Below are 15,432 nucleotides of genomic sequence, written 5' to 3' on the forward strand. Positions count from 1 at the left end.
CGGTTCCGCACTCCTTGCTTCGGATGCCTCCAGTCAACCCCGGAACCACTTCCTCCGTACCGGCGCTGACACCACCATGACGCCGGTCACACGCTTCTTGACGGCCCCCTGACGGGCATCCCCCGACGTGCGTCACCCCAGCCCCGGCACGAACTCGATCAGCAGGTCGATCGCCTTGATGCCGAGGAACGGCAGCACCAGCCCGCCCAGCCCGTACACCCGCAGGTTGCGCCGGAGCAGCTCGTTCGCGGAGGCGGGCTGGTAGCGCACGCCGCGCAGCGCCAGCGGGATCAGGGCGATGATGATCAGCGCGTTGAAGATGATCGCGGAGGCGATCGCCGAGGTGGGGCTGTGCAGGCCCATGATGTTGAGGTGGTGCAGCCCCGGGTAGGCATGGGCGAACATCGCGGGGATGATCGCGAAGAACTTGGCCACGTCGTTGGTGATCGAGAAGGTGGTCAAGGCGCCCCGGGTGATGAGGAGTTGCTTGCCGACCCGGACGATGTCGATCAGCTTCGCCGGGTTGGAGTCCAGGTCGACCATGTTGCCGGCCTCCTTGGCGGCCGGGGTGCCGGAGTTCATGGCGACGCCGACGTCGGCCTGGGCGAGGGCTGGGGCGTCGTTGGTGCCGTCGCCGGTCATCGCGACCATGTTCCCGGCGGCCTGTTCGCGCCGCAGGTGGGCGAGCTTGTCCTCCGGGGTGGCCTCGGCGAGGAAGTCGTCCACCCCGGCCTCCTCGGCGATCGCCCTGGCGGTCAGCGCGTTGTCGCCGGTGACCATCACGGTCCGGATGCCCATCCGCCGCAGCTCGGCGAAGCGTTCGGCGATGCCCTCCTTGACCACGTCCTTGAGCTCGACCACGCCCAGCGCCCGGGCGCCGTGCCGGTCGTGCACGGCGACCAGCAGCGGGGTGCCGCCGGCCTCGGCGATCCGGTCCACCAGCGGCTTCGCCCCCACGGGGATCCGCCCGCCGGAGTCCACCACCCAGCGGGCGACGGCCGCCGCGGCGCCCTTGCGGATCAGACAGCCGCTGCCGTCCGGCCAGCTGAGGTCGACGCCGCTCATCCGGCTGTGCGCGCTGAACGGGACGGGCCGCTGCTCGCCCAGCTCGCCGGGGGAGCGCGGCGGCACCCAGTACTGACGGTCCGTCAGCTCGACGATCGAGCGCCCCTCCGGGGTCTCGTCCGCGACCGACGCCAACTGGGCTGCCTCGGCGAGCTGTTCGGTGCTCGCGCCGGGCAGCGGATGCAGCGCGACGGCCCGGCGGTTGCCGTGGGTGATGGTGCCGGTCTTGTCCAGCAGCAGCACGTCCACGTCGCCGGCGGCCTCAACCGCCCGGCCGGACAGGGCGATCACGTTGCGCTGGACCAGCCGGTCCATCCCGGCGATCCCGATCGCCGACAGCAGAGCACCGATGGTGGTAGGGATCAGCGCGACCATCAACGCCACCAGCACGATCGTGGTCTGCGGGGCGTGGGCATAGATCGCCATCGGCTGCAGCGAGACGACGGACAACAGGAAGACGATGGTGAGGGAGGCGAGCAGGATGTTCAGCGCGATCTCGTTCGGAGTCTTCTGCCGGTCGGCGCCCTCGACCAGGGCGATCATCCGGTCCACGAAGCTCTGCCCGGGGCGGGAGGTGACCCGGACCACCAGGTGGTCGGAGAGCACCTTCGTCCCGCCGGTGACGGCCGTACGGTCACCACCGGACTCGCGGATCACCGGCGCGGACTCGCCGGTGATCGATGACTCGTCGACGCTCGCCACGCCCTCGACCACCTCGCCGTCCTGCGGGATGACCTCCCCGGCCGGGACCAGCACGATGTCGTGCAGCATCAACTCCTCGGCGGGGAGCACCTCGTGGCGGCGGTCACGGGTGCCGACCCGCCAGTGCAGCAGCCGCCTGGCCGTCATGCCCTGCTGCGCGCGGCGCAGCGAGTCGGCCTGCGCCTTGCCGCGTGCCTCGGCGACGGCCTCGGCGAGGTTGGCGAACAGCACGGTCAGCCAGAGCCAGAAGGAGATCACCCAGGCGAACACGCTCGGATGGATGACGGCGCTGATCGTGGTCAGCGCCGAGCCGGTCTCGACCACCAGCATCACCGGGTTGCGCATCATCGTGCGCGGGCGCAGCTTGCGGACGGCGGCGGGCAGCGCCTCGGCGAGCTGTTGGCGGGTGATCAGCGTGCGGCGGGCCCGGGGAGTGGACGGGCGGTGGCTCGGCGGTGGCTCTGGAGCGGGTTCCGGGCGGCGGAACCAGTTCTGCTGGTCGCTGGTGGTGTCCGGTGGGGTGAGGGCCGAACGGCGCATCGTCTCGGGGACCTTCCGGGCCGCCCGGTGGAAGGGGGCGGCGGGCTCGGTGGCGACGGGGGAACGGCGGACAGCCCACCATCGGATTCCGCCGCGCCATGCCGCCGTTGACGCGGGCTTGGCGGGGAAGCGGCCGTTCTTGACAGTTCCCTGACACCGCGCTCGACCAGCTCGAACGCCCGTTCATCCGGCCTGTCAGGAGGGCGTCAAGGACGGCGGCCGGGGCGTACGGCCTGTGTCAAGGACGGGTGCGGTCGGTGTGCGGAGGGTTTCCACTGGAGGAGTCCAGCCCACCCGTTTCGAAGGAACCCCCGCCATGAACGACACCGCTCTCGCCGTCGAACCTCCGCTACGCCGGGTGGTCCGGCTCGCCGGCCACCGTTCCGCCGAGCAGCCGGAGACCCCGGCCCGGACCTCGCAGCCCGCGCCCGCCCACGACCGCACCCGCCCGGCGCACTGCCGCGTCGCGATGCAGTTCGAAGACTGACCCGGAGGAGCGCCACCATGACCCAGCTCACCGTCCGTTACGCTCCCGCCGCCCCTGCCCCCGCCGACGCGCTCGGCGGCCCCTGGCCGGCCTCGGCGCGGCCCGGCCCGGGAGCCGACCTGCTGGTCGGCGGGGTAGGCCTGGCGGAGACGGCCGAGCGGTTCGGCACCCCGCTGTACGTGCTGGACGAGGGCGAGGTGCGCAGTCGCGCGCGGGCGTACCGGCGGGCGCTGCCGCATGCCGAGGTGCTGTACGCGGCCAAGGCCTTCCTGTGCAGCGCGATGGCGGACTGGGTCGCGGAGGAGGGACTGGGTCTGGACGTGTGCTCTTCCGGTGAGCTCTGGCTCGCGGTCTCCGCCGGCTTCCCGGCGCAGCGGATCCTGCTGCACGGCAACGCCAAGTCCCCGGAAGAGCTGCGGCTGGCCCGGCGGCTGCGGGTCGGGCGGATCGTCATCGACGGCCAGGCGGAGATCGCCCGGTTGGCGGCGCTGGTGGCTGCCGACACCCCGCAGAAGGTGCTGGTCCGGGTGGTCCCGGGGATCGCCGCCGGGCACCATGCGGCGGTGCGGACCGGGGTCGGTGGGCAGAAGTTCGGCTTCCCGATCGAGGGCGGCGACGCGGCTGACGCGATCGCCCGGGTGCTCGACCAGCCCGGCCTGGAACTGGCGGGCCTGCACTGTCACTTGGGCTCGCAGATCACCGAGCTGGAACCGTTCCTCCAGGCGGTCGACGCCCTGGTGCGGCTGCTCGTGGACGTACGCGACCGGCACGGCGTCGAGCTGCCCGAGCTGGACCTGGGAGGCGGCCACGGCATCAAGTACCTGCCCGGCGACGCGGAGTTCGACCTCCCCGAGTTCGCGGTCCGGGTCACGGATCGGCTCGCAGTGCGCTGCGCCGAGGCGGACCTGGACGTGCCGCGCCTGATCGTCGAGCCGGGCCGCGCGATCGCGGGGCCGGCAGGGGTGGCCGTCTACCGTGTGCTCTCCGTCAAGCACTCGGCCGACGGCCGCACCTTCGTTGCCGTGGACGGCGGAATGAGCGACAACCCGCGCCCGGCACTGTACGGATCCCCGTACAGCGTCCGGCTGGTGGGCCGGAAGTCCGACGCGGGCGCGGCGCGGGTGGACGTGGTCGGCCGCCACTGCGAGGCGGGCGATGTGCTCGTGCGCGATGCCGTGCTGCCCGCCGACCTCCGCCCGGGAGACCTGCTCGCGGTACCGGCCGCCGGGGCGTACCAGCTGTCGATGGCCTCCGGCTACAACCTGGTCGGCCGCCCGGCGGTCGCGGCCGTGAAGGACGGCCGCGCCCGCCTGCTGATCCGCAGGGAGACGGTCGAGGACTTCCGCCTGCGCGAAGTCGGCCGCTGAGGCCGTTAATTCATTCGTTCGATTGGATTGACGGGTCTCCGTCCGACGGGGCAGCCGTCCACGGTCAAGACTGTCGCGATGCGCCACTGGGGTGCATCGCGACGGGAGGAGTTCACCTAGCCGGCCGCCACCGCCCGCATTTGCGCGAGAAGTCGACCGGGCCGACTTCTCGCGCACGATGGTGGCGGCTCGTGCCCTCTCTTCCACTCCCCGTCGAGCAGCTGGTGAAGACAAGACTGCAACTCCGAACCCTCCCCCGCGCGGGAGAAGCCGGCCCAGCCGACTTCTCACGCAGGTGTGGTCAGGCGCTGGGGAGTTCGCCGGTCTTGATGGCGGCGACGAATGCCGCCCATGCGTTGGCGGGGAAGCTGAGTGCAGGGCCGTCGGGGTCCTTGGAGTCCCGGACCGGGACGATGTCAGGGAAGCCGTCAGCAACCTCGACACAGTTGCCCTGATTGCCGCTGAACCTGCTCTTACGCCACACTGCGCGGCTCAGGTCTGCGCCGTCTCCACTGGTGCCGATCATTCAAGTTCCTTTGCAATCTTCGCGACGAGCCGCCGCGACGGCCCGACGTCAAGAGCCGCTGCCCGAAGCCGGTCAAAGGCCTGGTCGTAGGCTGTTACGTCGTCATCTCGTTCGAGGTAAAGGCTACTCGTGAGGGATTCGGTGTACACCACATCGAGATCATTCCGAACGGGGAACTCCAGGATCACGAACGACCCGAGTACGCCGGCATGGGCGCCCGCCTCGAATGGCACGACCTGTATGGTCACGTGTGGTTCCTTGGAAGTAGCGATGAGCTGTTGCAGCTGCTTCGCCATAACGGCCTTTCCTCCGACGACCCGTCGGAGCGCGGCCTCGTCCGTGATCGCCCAGAGCTTGAGGGGATCCTCGCGCCGGAGGGCTGCGTTCTGCCGAGCAAGGCGCACATCGACCAGGGCGTTGACCTCTTCGGTCGTCGCCTCGGGTTGGAGTTGCCGAGTCAACGCACGCGCGTAGTCTGCGGTCTGGAGCAACCCTGGGATGAGTGACAGCTCGAAGTTCCGGATGGCCACGGCCTCCGCCTCGAAGCTGATGAACGAGGCGTATCGCTGCGAGATCACATCCGAGTACGGCTGCCACCACACCCGTCGCTTGCCCTCGCGTGCCAGCGTCGCGAGCGCCTCGCGGGTCGCCGGGTCGGTGACTTCGTAGACGTCGAGCAGTTTCTCGACCTCGTTCGCCCGCACCCCGTGGCGCCCGTTCTCCAGGCGGCTGACCTTGGACTGATGCCAGTCGAGCCGGGCTGCCACGTCGTCCACCTTGAGGTTGAGCCCCTCGCGGATCCTTCGTAGCTCCGCCCCCAGCATTCGGCGGCGCACCGTCGGTGTTGCGGCCACGCTCCGATCTCCCTTCGTCGCGCTCTGTCGTCGTCCGACAGTCTGGCGTGACGGAAGTGGTTTCGTCACATCAGATCCCCAAAGCCATATGTATCTTGCGGCGTTCGATTGCACCATGCCTGCGAGACGGGCATGCTTGCGAACTGTGGTGAACGTCGCCACACAGCGTGATCATGGGGTTCATCGCTCGGGCATTCCCATGCCTCCGCCGCCCTCCGGATCGCGAGATCTCCCATCACTCCCGGAGGCCGCGCCGCGCCCGGAACGTTGGAGAAGTACTCGTGCTGGTTGCCCCGGCATGCCAGGTCCGTCGGTCTCGCCCGACAGCTGCTCGGTGACTTCCTCGCCGAACTCCAGAACGGTGAACAGTTCTGCCACGAAAGCGAGTTGGTGGTCAGCGAGCTGGTCACCAACGCCGTGCTGCACGCCGTCACCCCGACCGGGCGGCTCATCTACCTCCAGTTCGACCTCCACCCCGACCCCGACTCCCTCCGGATCGAGGTGCACGACGCCGACCCCGAGCACCCGACCCTCCGCCCGGCCGCAGAGTGCGACGAGGCCGGCCGCGGTCTCCTCCTGGCCTCCGAGTTCGCCACCAGCTGGGGCTGCCACCCCCGCCCCGGCGGCATCGGCAAGGTGATGTGGGCGCTGCTCGAAGGAGGCGTGCAGTGAACGCCGAACTCCCCTTCCCCGTCTCGGTGGAGATCAAGGGCATCACCAAGGCCGCCACCTTCACCAGGCTCGCCGACGCCCTCGCCGCCATCCGTGCCAGCCTCGCCCGGCTCCCGCTGGACGCCGACCAGGCCGGCTATCTCGCCGAGCTGTTCAGCGAGACCGCCATCCCCCGAATCGCCCACCAGCTGGTCGAGTTCGGCGCGGTGCGGGCGATGGCGTACATCGGGATCGAGTCCGTGCACCCGATCCAGCTGTGCGTCACGGATTCCGAGTGAACGTCCGCCGCACCTGGGCCAGGATCTCCCGCTGGTGGTGCCTGAACGCCCAGTTCTCCCGCCCGGTCCGCGCCGTCAGCCCCCGCCGCCGCGCCGCCCACACCGAGATGCAGCGCTGGATGGCCACCCCCGGCGATGCTGAGGCGCTGCTCCTCGCCGTGCTCCGGCGATCCGCCCAAAATCCTTGAACGAGAACGAGGTTGCGTGAGAGGTCGGCCGGGCCGACTTCTCGCGCTCGGCTCAGCGTGCGAGCTCCTGGCGGACCGTCGCGGTGACCTCGGGGGCCAGGTCTTCCGCGCCCTGGTCGAGGAGCCAGCGTTCCAGCGCCCGGCCAGGGTCCCGCAGGTGGCGCAGCGATCCGTCCGGGGTGCGGAGGGTCACCAGCTCGCCGGAGACGACGAGCTCGGCGACGGTCTCGGCCGGGCCGGTCAGGACCCGCATTCCTCGGTAGCCGAGGCCGTCGTACGGCCGCTCGCCTCCGGTCGCCGGTGTCAGCGCCGCGATCCGACGGCCCAACTCGTCGACGGCGGCGGGCCGCAGGGGAAAGCGCGGGTTGGGCCGCCCGCTGTAGAGGTCGACCTCGACGTCCATCCGGCACCGTCCTTCCCGTCCGTGAGGCGCTCGTCAGTTGATCCGCTTCCGCTGGCTGTCGCAGCCGTAGAAGTAGCCGCAGAAGATGGTGTAGGGCCCGCGGTCGGCGGTCTCCGGGTTGAAGATCACGTTCCCGCTGTTGTCGACGTTGCGGGCCGCCGTCGGACCCGGCTTGTGACCCCAGAAGCCCTCCACGTGCTTCCGGTACCAGTGGTAGTCGCCGCCGCCGGGGATGACGACCAGGGCGACGAGGAAACGCGGCTTCTCGGTGTCGGGGAAGCAGTCGAACCGGTGGTGCATGCCGTCGCAGAGCGCCGCGCGGGTCACTTCGTCGCAGGTGATCTGCGTGTACATGTTGCCGCAGCCGCGACCGGGCTGCGCGAAGGTGTTCGTGCGCCAGTTGCTGGCGTAGTTGTAGCAGTTGTTGCTGGACATGACGTTCGGGTCGTTGTTCCAGAATCCGGGATTGAACGCCCCCAGCTCGATCTGGCACGTGACCGCGGGGCTCTCCGCCTGCTCACCGCCCGCCGGCTCGACCCGGTCCGCCACGGACGCCCGGCCGCCGCTGGCCAGTTGTCCGAGCAGGAACTCCCGGAAGGACGACGTGCCGATCGGCGGCGTGGTCCCCGCGAAGGTGTCGGGGGCCCGATGCCAGTCCGCGGTGGTGATCAACCGCTCGGCGACCTCCGCGGCGCGCCCGGCCGGTGCCTGCGGGCCCGCCGGGAGGAAGACGCGGGACTCCAGGTCGAAGTCGCGCGCGAGCCCGTCGTCGAAGGTCTCCACCCAGAAGCCCCGCAGGCCCAGACCACCGGTCTGCGCTTCGGAGGACCGGGGACCGACGAACAGGGTCCGGTCCCGGGTCAGCTCGCTCAGGGTCGCGCGCACCTCTGCCTCATCGGTGATGTCCGCGACGGGGTTGGGCCGGCCGGAGTAGACGTCCGCGGTGATTCTCAGCATGGGTCCTGGTCTCCTTGTACGAGGGGCGACTTGTGGGTTCGGGCGTTGTTTCTATACGTCCCGTCCCGGGTCGGACCCTCGCCGCGCGGCGGCACCGACCGGATGTCGTCCCAGCGGTTCAACGCCGCACGGGTCAGCGCAGGTGCCAGGAGAAGCCGTCGCTGGAGCTGAGGATCACGCCCTGGTCACCCACGGCGCTCCACTGCCCCCGGCCGTAGGTGAGCCCGCGGATCGAGCTCTGGGTCTGACCGCCGAACCGCCGGGCCGCCGGACCTGTCCGGCCGAAAACGAGGTTTCCCCTCGCCGGTGCAGCTGGCACGCTCATCGAGTGGACGTCAACGGATTCGTCACCGACGGCTACCTCGTCGTGAGGCAGGCGTTCGACACTGCCACGGCGGCCGCCTGCCGGGCGGACCTGTGGGCCGCGCTCGCCGAGCGGGGCGTGCTGCGCGAGGACCCCGGAACGTGGACGGCGCCGCTCGTGCAACTGCCCTGCCCGGACACCGAGCCGTTCGCCGTGGCCGCCGCCTCGCCGAAACTCGCAACGGCCCACGACCGGCTGATCGGTGCCGGGCGGTGGACCAGGAGGCCGACGGTGGGCGGCGAGGTCCCGGTGCGGTTCCCGTCCGAGGACTGGCCCGGTACCGGCTACCACATCGAGGGCAACTGGTGGGGCGGGGAGGACCATTGGACGAACCTCCGCTCCCGCGGGCGCGGACTGACCGCGTTCTTCCTGTTCTCCGACGTCGGCCCCGAGGACGCGCCGACCCGGCTGCTGGTGGGCTCGCACCGGTTCGTCCCGCCGGTGCTGGCCCGGGCAGGGGAGGCCGGGATGTCCGGCTGCGCCGCCGTCGAGGCCCTGCAACCCTCGGTCCTGCACCGACAGGCCGTCCACGTCACCGGCCGGGCCGGCGACGTCTACCTGTGCCACCCCTTCATGGTGCACACCGCGACCTGGCCGCACCGCGGCGTCGCGCCCCGGATGATGGCCCAACCGGGGGTCGAGGTCCCCGACGGCTTCGCCGTGGACGGCTGGGACCCGTCCCCCGTCGCCCGCGCGATCGTCGAAGGCCTGGGACGGCCCCACTAGACCGGCCCGGGCGTCCCGGCGGCGCGGGCGTCGTACGCGACGCGGGCAGCGCGGGCGACGGCACCCCTGCTCGTCCTGTCCCGGCTCACCCTCGCCGTCGGCGGCCCGATCCACCTGGCCGGGCTCGCCGGGCTGCTGGGGCACGTCTCGCGACGCGCGCTCGCCGAGCGGCGCGGGCCTCGGCGGCTGGTCCGCTTCGGTGCCGCCGTGGGCCCCGCTGCTGCTCTCCCTGGTCTCGATACCGGTGCCGGCGGTGACCAGGGTGGAGCCGCTGTGGCGGCCGCCGGCCGCGGTGTGGATCACCGGCGTCAGCGCCCGCGGGCTCGGTCGGGCCGTCCCCCGTGTCGGCTCGCAGCGAAGGGAGACGGCGCGATGACCGCGCGGGATGACCGCCGCCCGTACGGGACCACAGAGGTACGAGGGTGCGTCGCCCCGCCTCTCCGGCTCGGCGGGTGCCCCGTCGATGCAGAACTCCGCCCGCACGACTTCGCCCCGTCGAGCCGAACCGGCTCGACGGGGCGAAGTCGGCAGGCGTCCGGGGTCACCCCGTGTGGGCGGCGCCGACCAGGTCGGGCAGCAGCTTCGCCGCGTTGGGCGTGCCGAGGCCGGTGATCGGGTCCCAGCCGGTGGTGGCGGAGTAGCCCGGCACCGTGGGGTCGGTGGTGTTGTTGCCGAGCGTCACGTCGTTGAAGTCGGCCGCGTAGGTGGCCGGGTTGGCGGCCAGCTTGTACAGGGCCGGGTTGATCTGGCCGAGGCCGCCGCCGTTGATCTGGTCCGCGATCGAGACCAGGCCGGCCCACTGCGGGCAGGACAGCGAGGTGCCGCCGATGTCGTACCAGCCCGTGCTGCACGGCGTGGCACCGCACTTGAGGCCGGAGGAGCCGTCCGGCGGCAGCGACAGGTAGACCAGCGCGCCGGTGCCGGGGGAGGCCTGCAGGGCCACGTCCGGCACGCCGCGCTTGGCGCCGATCGCGGTGGAGCCGGCGGGCAGCGCCGACTGGTAGCCGGGCTTGTCGAAGACCTGGCTGAACCCGCCGCCCGAGCCGCTCCAACCGACCTCGGCCGCACCGGGGTTGGCCTGGCACTTGGCCGGGTTGTCGGTGCTGTCCACGGTCCGGCCGCCGGTCGCGCCGGGGTCGGTGCACAGGAACGTGCCGCCGACGCCGGTCACCAGTGGGTCGGAGGCCGGCCACTCCACGGACGGGTACGGGAGGGTGGTGCCGCCCGACTTCACCGGGGTCTTCTCGGAGCCGGCCGAGCCGCTGTCGCCGGAGGAGCCGAGCACCGTGACGCCGTTCAGGGCCGCCGACTTGAAGGCGTGCCGCAGGGGCTCGATCGACTGGGGGCTGGCGAACGCGCCCTCGGCGGAGGCGAAGGACTGCGAGATGACGTTCGCCAGGTGGTTGTCGATCACGTACTGCTCGGCGTCCATCAGGGCGGGCAGGCCCTGGACGCCGAGCGTCTCGGAGGTGGGGGTGGAGACCAGCAGGACGTTGGCTCCGGGGGCCATCGCGTGTGCGGTCTCGACGTCGAGCGCGACCTCCAGCGCCCAGGCGGACTTGTCCTCCTGGCCGGTGCCCTGGCTGGTGGACGGCGGCGCGGTGGTGCCCGGCGCGCCCTGGACGTGCAGCTCGCTGAACGTCGGCATGCCGGGCTGGCAGGTCACGCCCTCCTCGCCGCACATCGCGTTGACGCCGAAGGCCTGGTCGAAGACGTGCAGGTCGTGCGCCATGGTGTCGCTGCCGTACGAGTCGAAGATCGCGATCGTCTGGCCACGGCCGTCGAAGCCGTTGGCGTACAGCGGACCGAGGTTGTAGGCGGCCCGGATCCCCTGCGGGCTGAAGCAGCGCCGGCCAGCCGACGCGCACTGCGCCTGGGTGGGGGGAGTGGTGCCGGTCGACACCTGGCTGTAGTCGGCCACCGCGGGGTGCACCGCCGGGTAGCCGGCGGCGGCGACGGCACTGCCGATCGTCGCCGGCCCGGCGAGCGCGCCGGAGGCGGCGAGGGCCAGGCCGCTCACCCCTGCCAGGAGTATTCGGCGCATGCTGGGAGCCTTCAAGTGGTCCTCCACGAGGATGGGTTGGGGGACATCGGCCGGTACCCGGGCCGGATCGTGCGACACCGGGTACGCGAGGGGGCTCCGGGACACAAGGTCACGGCCGGGCGAGTGTAGGTGCGGGAGCGGCCCGCCCTCAATGCTTCGTCTGAAATTCAGATCGATCTCTTAACTGCGCGTTAACGGCGCACCGAGCGGACCGTCGATCCCTCGGGCCCGTTCGAGTGAACGGCCGCCCGATCGCTTCGTCTACGGCCCGTCAACGCGCCAAGCTGGGCGGCGAATCCGTGGGAACCCCGCTGAGGAAAGGCCAGTCGATGACGCGTGCGCTGATCGTGGTGGATGTACAGAAGGACTTCTGCGAGGGCGGCAGCGTCCCGGTCGGCGGCGGCGCCGACCGGGCGCGGGCGATCGCCGAGCTGGTCCAGGGCCCCCAGCGGGACGGCTGGACGAAGGTGGTCGCCACCCGTGACCACCACGTCGACCCGGGCGGCCACTTCTCCGGGCATCCGGACTTCCGCGAGTCCTTCCCCGTCCACTGCGTGGTCGGCACCGATGGCGGCGAGTTCCACCCCGCCTTCCTGCCCGCCGTCGAGGCCGGCGCGGTGGACGAGGTCTTCTACAAGGGCGCCCACTCCGCCTCCAAGAGCGGCTTCGAGGGCTTCACCGCCGACGGCACCCCACTCGCCGACTGGCTGCACGACCACGGCGTGGACGCCGTCGACGTGGTCGGCATCGCCACCGACCACTGCGTCAAGGCCACCGCTCTGGACGCCGTGAAGGCCGGCTTCGACGCCCGCGTCCTGCTGGACTACACGGCGGGCGTCGCCCCGGGCACCACCGACGCCGCCCTCGCCGAACTCCACCGCGCAGGAGTCGACTTGACGGGCACCCCAGTCGTCCTCGCCTGAGCCGGACATAACGGAACGGTTTCGGAGCCCGTTCTCCCGGTGCCGAGGGGTTGACGGCGCCGGGAGGGCGGGCGTTTGCTGGCTGCGCTCGTGTGAACCTGTTGGGTTGTGGTTTGTTTTGTCGGTTTGAACGTTCAAACCGGGAAAGACCTCGCTGACCTTCGAGCGCACCGTCCCCTCGCCCCCGTCTCCGTCCGGCGCCACCCCATCAGGAGGAATGCAATGTCACACCTTTCCCGTCGCGACCTGCTCCGCGCCTCCGGAGCCGGCCTGCTCGCCCTGGCCGCCGGCGGCACGCTCACCGCCTGCGGTGGCTCCGGCCCGGGCGGAGGCCAGGGCGGGGACGCCGACACCGGCACCGTCACCGTCTGGTCCTGGGCCACGGCCGCCGCCGCCCTGCGCGCGGTGGTTCCGGCCTTCGAGAAGGACAACCCCGGCATCAAGGTCGACGTCCAGGACATCGGCAACCCGGCCATCTGGGACAAGATCACCGTCGGTCTCGCGGCCGGCGGACAGGGACTCGGCGACGTGCTGCACATAGGCTGCGACTACCTGCCCGGCTACCTGGAGAAGTTCCCCGGCGGCCTGGCCGACCTCTCCGGCTTCGGCGCCGACGCCCACAAGGACAAGTTCGCCAAGGGCCTGTGGCCGGTCGTCACCGGCAAGGACGGCCACGCCTACGCGCTGCCCTGGGAGGTCAACCCGCTCGGCTTCTTCTACCGCAAGGACTACTTCGACCGGGCCGGCATCGACCCCACCACCCTCGCCACCTGGGACGACCTGACGGCGATCGCCGACCGGTTCAAGGCCGCCAACCCCGGAATCTCCCTCATCGGCATCAACAAGGCCGCCAACCCCGACCCCGACCTGGACTTCGTGCAGTCCCTGATGCAGCTCCAGGGCGCCTTCTACTTCGACCTCCAGGGCAGGATCACCCTCGGCTCCGAGCCGGACGTCCGCGCCCTGACCACCCTCCAGCACCTGGACCAGGCCGGGCTGGTCGCCGACGCCCCCGGCAGCCAGGGCTGGGCCACCCTGATGAAGGCAGGCAAGCTCGCCGTCGCCCCGATGCCCGCCTGGGCCGCCCACTACCTGGAGGCCAAGTTCGCCGACCAGAGGGGCAACTGGCGCCTCGCCAAGCCTCCCGCCGTCACCCCCGGCGGCAGGCGCACCGCCCTGGTGAACTCCACCCACCTGACGGTCTCCGCCTCCAGCCCGCGCCGCCGCGCCGCCTGGAAGTTCGTCGAGTACGCGCTCACCCGCCCCGCCTCGGTGAACGCCATGTTCAACGCCGGCGGCGTCTTCCCCGCGCTCCTGGAGGCCTACGCCGACCCGATGTACGCCGCGCCCAGCGCCTACTACGGTGGCCAGTCCCCGCTGAAGACCTTCGCCGAACTGGCCACCGACGGCGGCGACCCCACCAACTACTCCGGCGACTACGCCCGCGCCCTCAAGCTCGCCAGCGACGCCCAGACCAAGGTCTTCCTCAAGGGCGGCGACCCCGCCACCGTCCTCCAGGACGCCGCCAGGCAACTCGCCCAGCAGACCGGACGCACCGTCGCATGACCGCCACCGCCCCGCCCGCCACTCCGTCCGCCGCTCTCACCGGGAAACCCGCCAAGGAGGCCGTACGGGCCCACCGCCGGGCCCGCCTGCGCCGCACCGCCCTGCCGTACCTGCTGCTCGCCCCCGCCCTGATCACCTTCGGCGTGTTCAAGGCCTACCCGGTCGTCGACTCCCTGCTGCTCTCCTTCAGCACCGGCTCCGGCACCGCCACCCGCGCCGCCGGACTCGCCAACTACCGCCGCCTGCTGGACGATCCGCTGTTCTGGACGGCCCTGCGCAACACCGGCGAGATCCTCGTGGTGCAGGTCCCGCTGATGCTGGGCCTGGCCCTGCTGATGGCCGTCGGCATCAACTCCGTCCTGGTGCGCTGGCGGGCCGTCTGGCGGCTGGGCGTCTTCATGCCCGCCGTCACCGGCCTGGTCGCCACCGGCGTGATGTTCGCCTTCCTGCTCAAGCGCGACGACGGCGCCGTCAACTGGCTGCTGGACGCCGCCGGCCTGCCCACCGTCGACTGGCTGGGCGAGCCGTTCTGGGCCCGGATGTCCGTCGTCCTGGTCCTGACCTGGCACTACACCGGCTACAACGCCGTCATCTACCTGGCCGGACTGCAGGGCATTCCCAGGGAACTGTACGAGGCCGCGATGGTCGACGGCGCCGGTCCGGTCCGCCGCTTCACCGCGATCACCGTCCCCGCGCTGCGCCCGGTGCTGCTGTTCACCGTCGTGCTCTCCACCATCGGCACGCTCCAGCTCTTCGACGAGCCGTACGTGCTGACCGGCGGCGGCCCGGACAACGCCACCCTGACCGTCTCCATGTACCTGTACCAGAACGGCTTCCGCTACTTCGACTTCGGCTACGCCTCCGCCATCGCCTACGCGCTCACCCTGCTGGTGGCCGTGCTCGGCGCGGTCCAGATGCGCCTGGTGGGGGACAAGGACCGATGATCCCGAACAAGCTCCGCGGCTGGCCGCTGACCTTCCTCCTGGCAGCCCTCACCGGCTTCTCCGTCGCCCCCTTCTACTGGCTGCTGATCTCCACCACCCGCAAGGACACCGAGATCTTCGACTGGCCGCCGCACCTGCTGCCCGGCGGGGGCCTCGGCGACAACCTGCACCGGCTCGACCAGAAGGTCGGCCTGCTCCGGGTCCTCGGCAACTCCCTGCTGGTGGCCGGGATCCAGACCGCCGGCGCGCTGGTCATCGCCCTGCTGGCCGGGTACGCCTTCGCCAAGTTCCGCTTCCGCGGCCGCACCCTGCTGTTCGCGCTGCTGCTCTCCACCCTCGTGGTGCCCGAACAGGTCATGCTGGTACCGCTGTTCAAGATGATGACGAGCTTCGGCCTGCTCGACTCCTACCAGGCGATCATCCTGCCCGGGCTGTGCGTGCCCTTCGCCGTCTTCCTGATGCGCCAGTCGCTGACCAGCCTGCCGGACGAACTCCTGGACGCCGCGAGGGTCGACGGCGCGGGCGAGCTCCGGGTGCTGTGGAGCGTCGTCGTCCCGGTCGTGCGACCGGTGCTCGCCGCGCTCTCGATCTTCCTCTTCCTGGGCTCCTGGAACCAGTTCGTCTGGCCGCTGATCGCCCTGCGCAGCCCGGACATGCACACCCTGCCGGTCGCCCTCGCGACCCTGTACGGCAACCAGGCCACCACCGACTACGGCGCGATCCTCTCCGGCACCGCGCTGTCCACCCTGCCCATGATGGTCCTCTTCCTGGTCCTCCAGCGGCAGTTCATCTCCGGCCTACTGGCCGGTGCGACGAAAGGCTGAGC

At 71.2% G+C, this 15,432-nt stretch carries 17 protein-coding genes; 10 read left to right on the forward strand and 7 right to left on the reverse strand.

The genetic code is table 11. From position 1 onward, the window contains the following. Window positions 1-132: 132 nt before the first annotated feature. Window positions 133-2,307 (reverse strand): potassium-transporting ATPase subunit KdpB, encoded by a 2,175-nt coding sequence (gene kdpB / locus O1G21_RS32260; protein WP_270148632.1) that lies wholly within the window; start codon window positions 2,305-2,307, stop codon window positions 133-135. A 316-nt stretch (window positions 2,308-2,623) separates the two neighbouring features. On the opposite strand from kdpB, the gene O1G21_RS32265 reads away from it, so the two are divergent. Further along, window positions 2,624-2,794: a hypothetical protein gene (locus O1G21_RS32265; RefSeq protein WP_270148634.1), complete on the forward strand. Its 171-nt coding sequence runs from the start codon at window positions 2,624-2,626 to the stop codon at window positions 2,792-2,794. Between the two features lie 17 nt (window positions 2,795-2,811). After that, the gene (gene lysA / locus O1G21_RS32270) at window positions 2,812-4,161 is read left to right on the forward strand and encodes a diaminopimelate decarboxylase (RefSeq protein ID WP_270148636.1); all 1,350 of its coding nucleotides are present in this window, start codon (window positions 2,812-2,814) and stop codon (window positions 4,159-4,161) included. Window positions 4,162-4,462: 301 nt separating this feature from the next. Here lysA and O1G21_RS32275 read toward each other — a convergent pair whose 3' ends face one another. Then, on the reverse strand, window positions 4,463-4,687 hold the full coding sequence (locus O1G21_RS32275; RefSeq protein ID WP_270148638.1) for a DUF397 domain-containing protein: 225 nt from the start codon (window positions 4,685-4,687) through the stop codon (window positions 4,463-4,465). Further along, the gene (locus tag O1G21_RS32280) at window positions 4,684-5,541 is read right to left on the reverse strand and encodes a helix-turn-helix domain-containing protein (RefSeq protein ID WP_270148640.1); all 858 of its coding nucleotides are present in this window, start codon (window positions 5,539-5,541) and stop codon (window positions 4,684-4,686) included. Before O1G21_RS32280 ends, O1G21_RS32275 begins: the two co-directional genes overlap by 4 nt. A 288-nt stretch (window positions 5,542-5,829) precedes the next feature. Between O1G21_RS32280 and O1G21_RS32285 the strand changes: the two genes are divergently transcribed. The 3 genes from O1G21_RS32285 to O1G21_RS32295 are packed head-to-tail and all read left to right on the forward strand — an operon-like array spanning window position 5,830 to window position 6,679. Further along, a complete protein-coding gene (locus tag O1G21_RS32285) occupies window positions 5,830-6,213 on the forward strand; it encodes an ATP-binding protein (protein WP_270148642.1) in 384 nt (127 codons plus the stop codon). Beyond that, a complete protein-coding gene (locus O1G21_RS32290) occupies window positions 6,210-6,491 on the forward strand; it encodes a hypothetical protein (RefSeq protein WP_270148644.1) in 282 nt (93 codons plus the stop codon). Before O1G21_RS32285 ends, O1G21_RS32290 begins: the two co-directional genes overlap by 4 nt. Continuing rightward, window positions 6,488-6,679 carry a hypothetical protein gene (locus O1G21_RS32295; protein ID WP_270148645.1) on the forward strand — a complete coding sequence of 64 codons (192 nt, stop codon included), beginning with the start codon at window positions 6,488-6,490 and terminating at the stop codon, window positions 6,677-6,679. Before O1G21_RS32290 ends, O1G21_RS32295 begins: the two co-directional genes overlap by 4 nt. A gap of 52 nt (window positions 6,680-6,731) precedes the next feature. On the opposite strand, the gene O1G21_RS32300 is transcribed toward O1G21_RS32295, so the two are convergent. The 3 genes from O1G21_RS32300 to O1G21_RS32310 all read right to left on the reverse strand — a co-directional run bounded on the left by O1G21_RS32300 (window position 6,732) and on the right by O1G21_RS32310 (window position 8,364). Further along, entirely contained in the window at window positions 6,732-7,082 is a 351-nt protein-coding gene (locus O1G21_RS32300) for a hypothetical protein (protein ID WP_270148646.1), read from the reverse strand. 33 nt (window positions 7,083-7,115) lie between these two features. Then, window positions 7,116-8,039 carry a hypothetical protein gene (locus O1G21_RS32305; protein WP_270148647.1) on the reverse strand — a complete coding sequence of 308 codons (924 nt, stop codon included), beginning with the start codon at window positions 8,037-8,039 and terminating at the stop codon, window positions 7,116-7,118. A gap of 133 nt (window positions 8,040-8,172) precedes the next feature. Continuing rightward, on the reverse strand, window positions 8,173-8,364 hold the full coding sequence (locus O1G21_RS32310) for a hypothetical protein (RefSeq protein WP_270148648.1): 192 nt from the start codon (window positions 8,362-8,364) through the stop codon (window positions 8,173-8,175). Window positions 8,365-8,367: 3 nt separating this feature from the next. Here O1G21_RS32310 and O1G21_RS32315 point away from each other — a divergent pair, with 3 nt between their 5' ends. After that, complete coding sequence (locus O1G21_RS32315; RefSeq protein WP_270148649.1) at window positions 8,368-9,129, forward strand: phytanoyl-CoA dioxygenase family protein; 762 nt, start codon at window positions 8,368-8,370, stop codon at window positions 9,127-9,129. A gap of 541 nt (window positions 9,130-9,670) precedes the next feature. Here O1G21_RS32315 and O1G21_RS32320 read toward each other — a convergent pair. Continuing rightward, entirely contained in the window at window positions 9,671-11,173 is a 1,503-nt protein-coding gene (locus tag O1G21_RS32320) for a S53 family peptidase (RefSeq protein WP_270148650.1), read from the reverse strand. Between the two features lie 329 nt (window positions 11,174-11,502). On the opposite strand from O1G21_RS32320, the gene O1G21_RS32325 reads away from it, so the two are divergent. From O1G21_RS32325 to O1G21_RS32340, 4 genes are all read left to right on the forward strand, one after another. Further along, window positions 11,503-12,096 carry an isochorismatase family protein gene (locus tag O1G21_RS32325; protein WP_270148651.1) on the forward strand — a complete coding sequence of 198 codons (594 nt, stop codon included), beginning with the start codon at window positions 11,503-11,505 and terminating at the stop codon, window positions 12,094-12,096. Window positions 12,097-12,318: 222 nt separating this feature from the next. After that, window positions 12,319-13,662: an ABC transporter substrate-binding protein gene (locus O1G21_RS32330; protein ID WP_270148652.1), complete on the forward strand. Its 1,344-nt coding sequence runs from the start codon at window positions 12,319-12,321 to the stop codon at window positions 13,660-13,662. Further along, window positions 13,659-14,606 carry a carbohydrate ABC transporter permease gene (locus O1G21_RS32335; RefSeq protein WP_270148653.1) on the forward strand — a complete coding sequence of 316 codons (948 nt, stop codon included), beginning with the start codon at window positions 13,659-13,661 and terminating at the stop codon, window positions 14,604-14,606. The genes O1G21_RS32330 and O1G21_RS32335 overlap by 4 nt, the downstream gene beginning before the upstream one ends. Continuing rightward, window positions 14,603-15,430 (forward strand): carbohydrate ABC transporter permease, encoded by an 828-nt coding sequence (locus tag O1G21_RS32340; protein ID WP_270148655.1) that lies wholly within the window; start codon window positions 14,603-14,605, stop codon window positions 15,428-15,430. The genes O1G21_RS32335 and O1G21_RS32340 overlap by 4 nt, the downstream gene beginning before the upstream one ends. The last annotated feature ends 2 nt before the right edge of the window (window positions 15,431-15,432 follow it).

It is taken from the genome of Kitasatospora cathayae (assembly GCF_027627435.1).
GTDB lineage: Bacteria > Actinomycetota > Actinomycetes > Streptomycetales > Streptomycetaceae > Kitasatospora > Kitasatospora cathayae.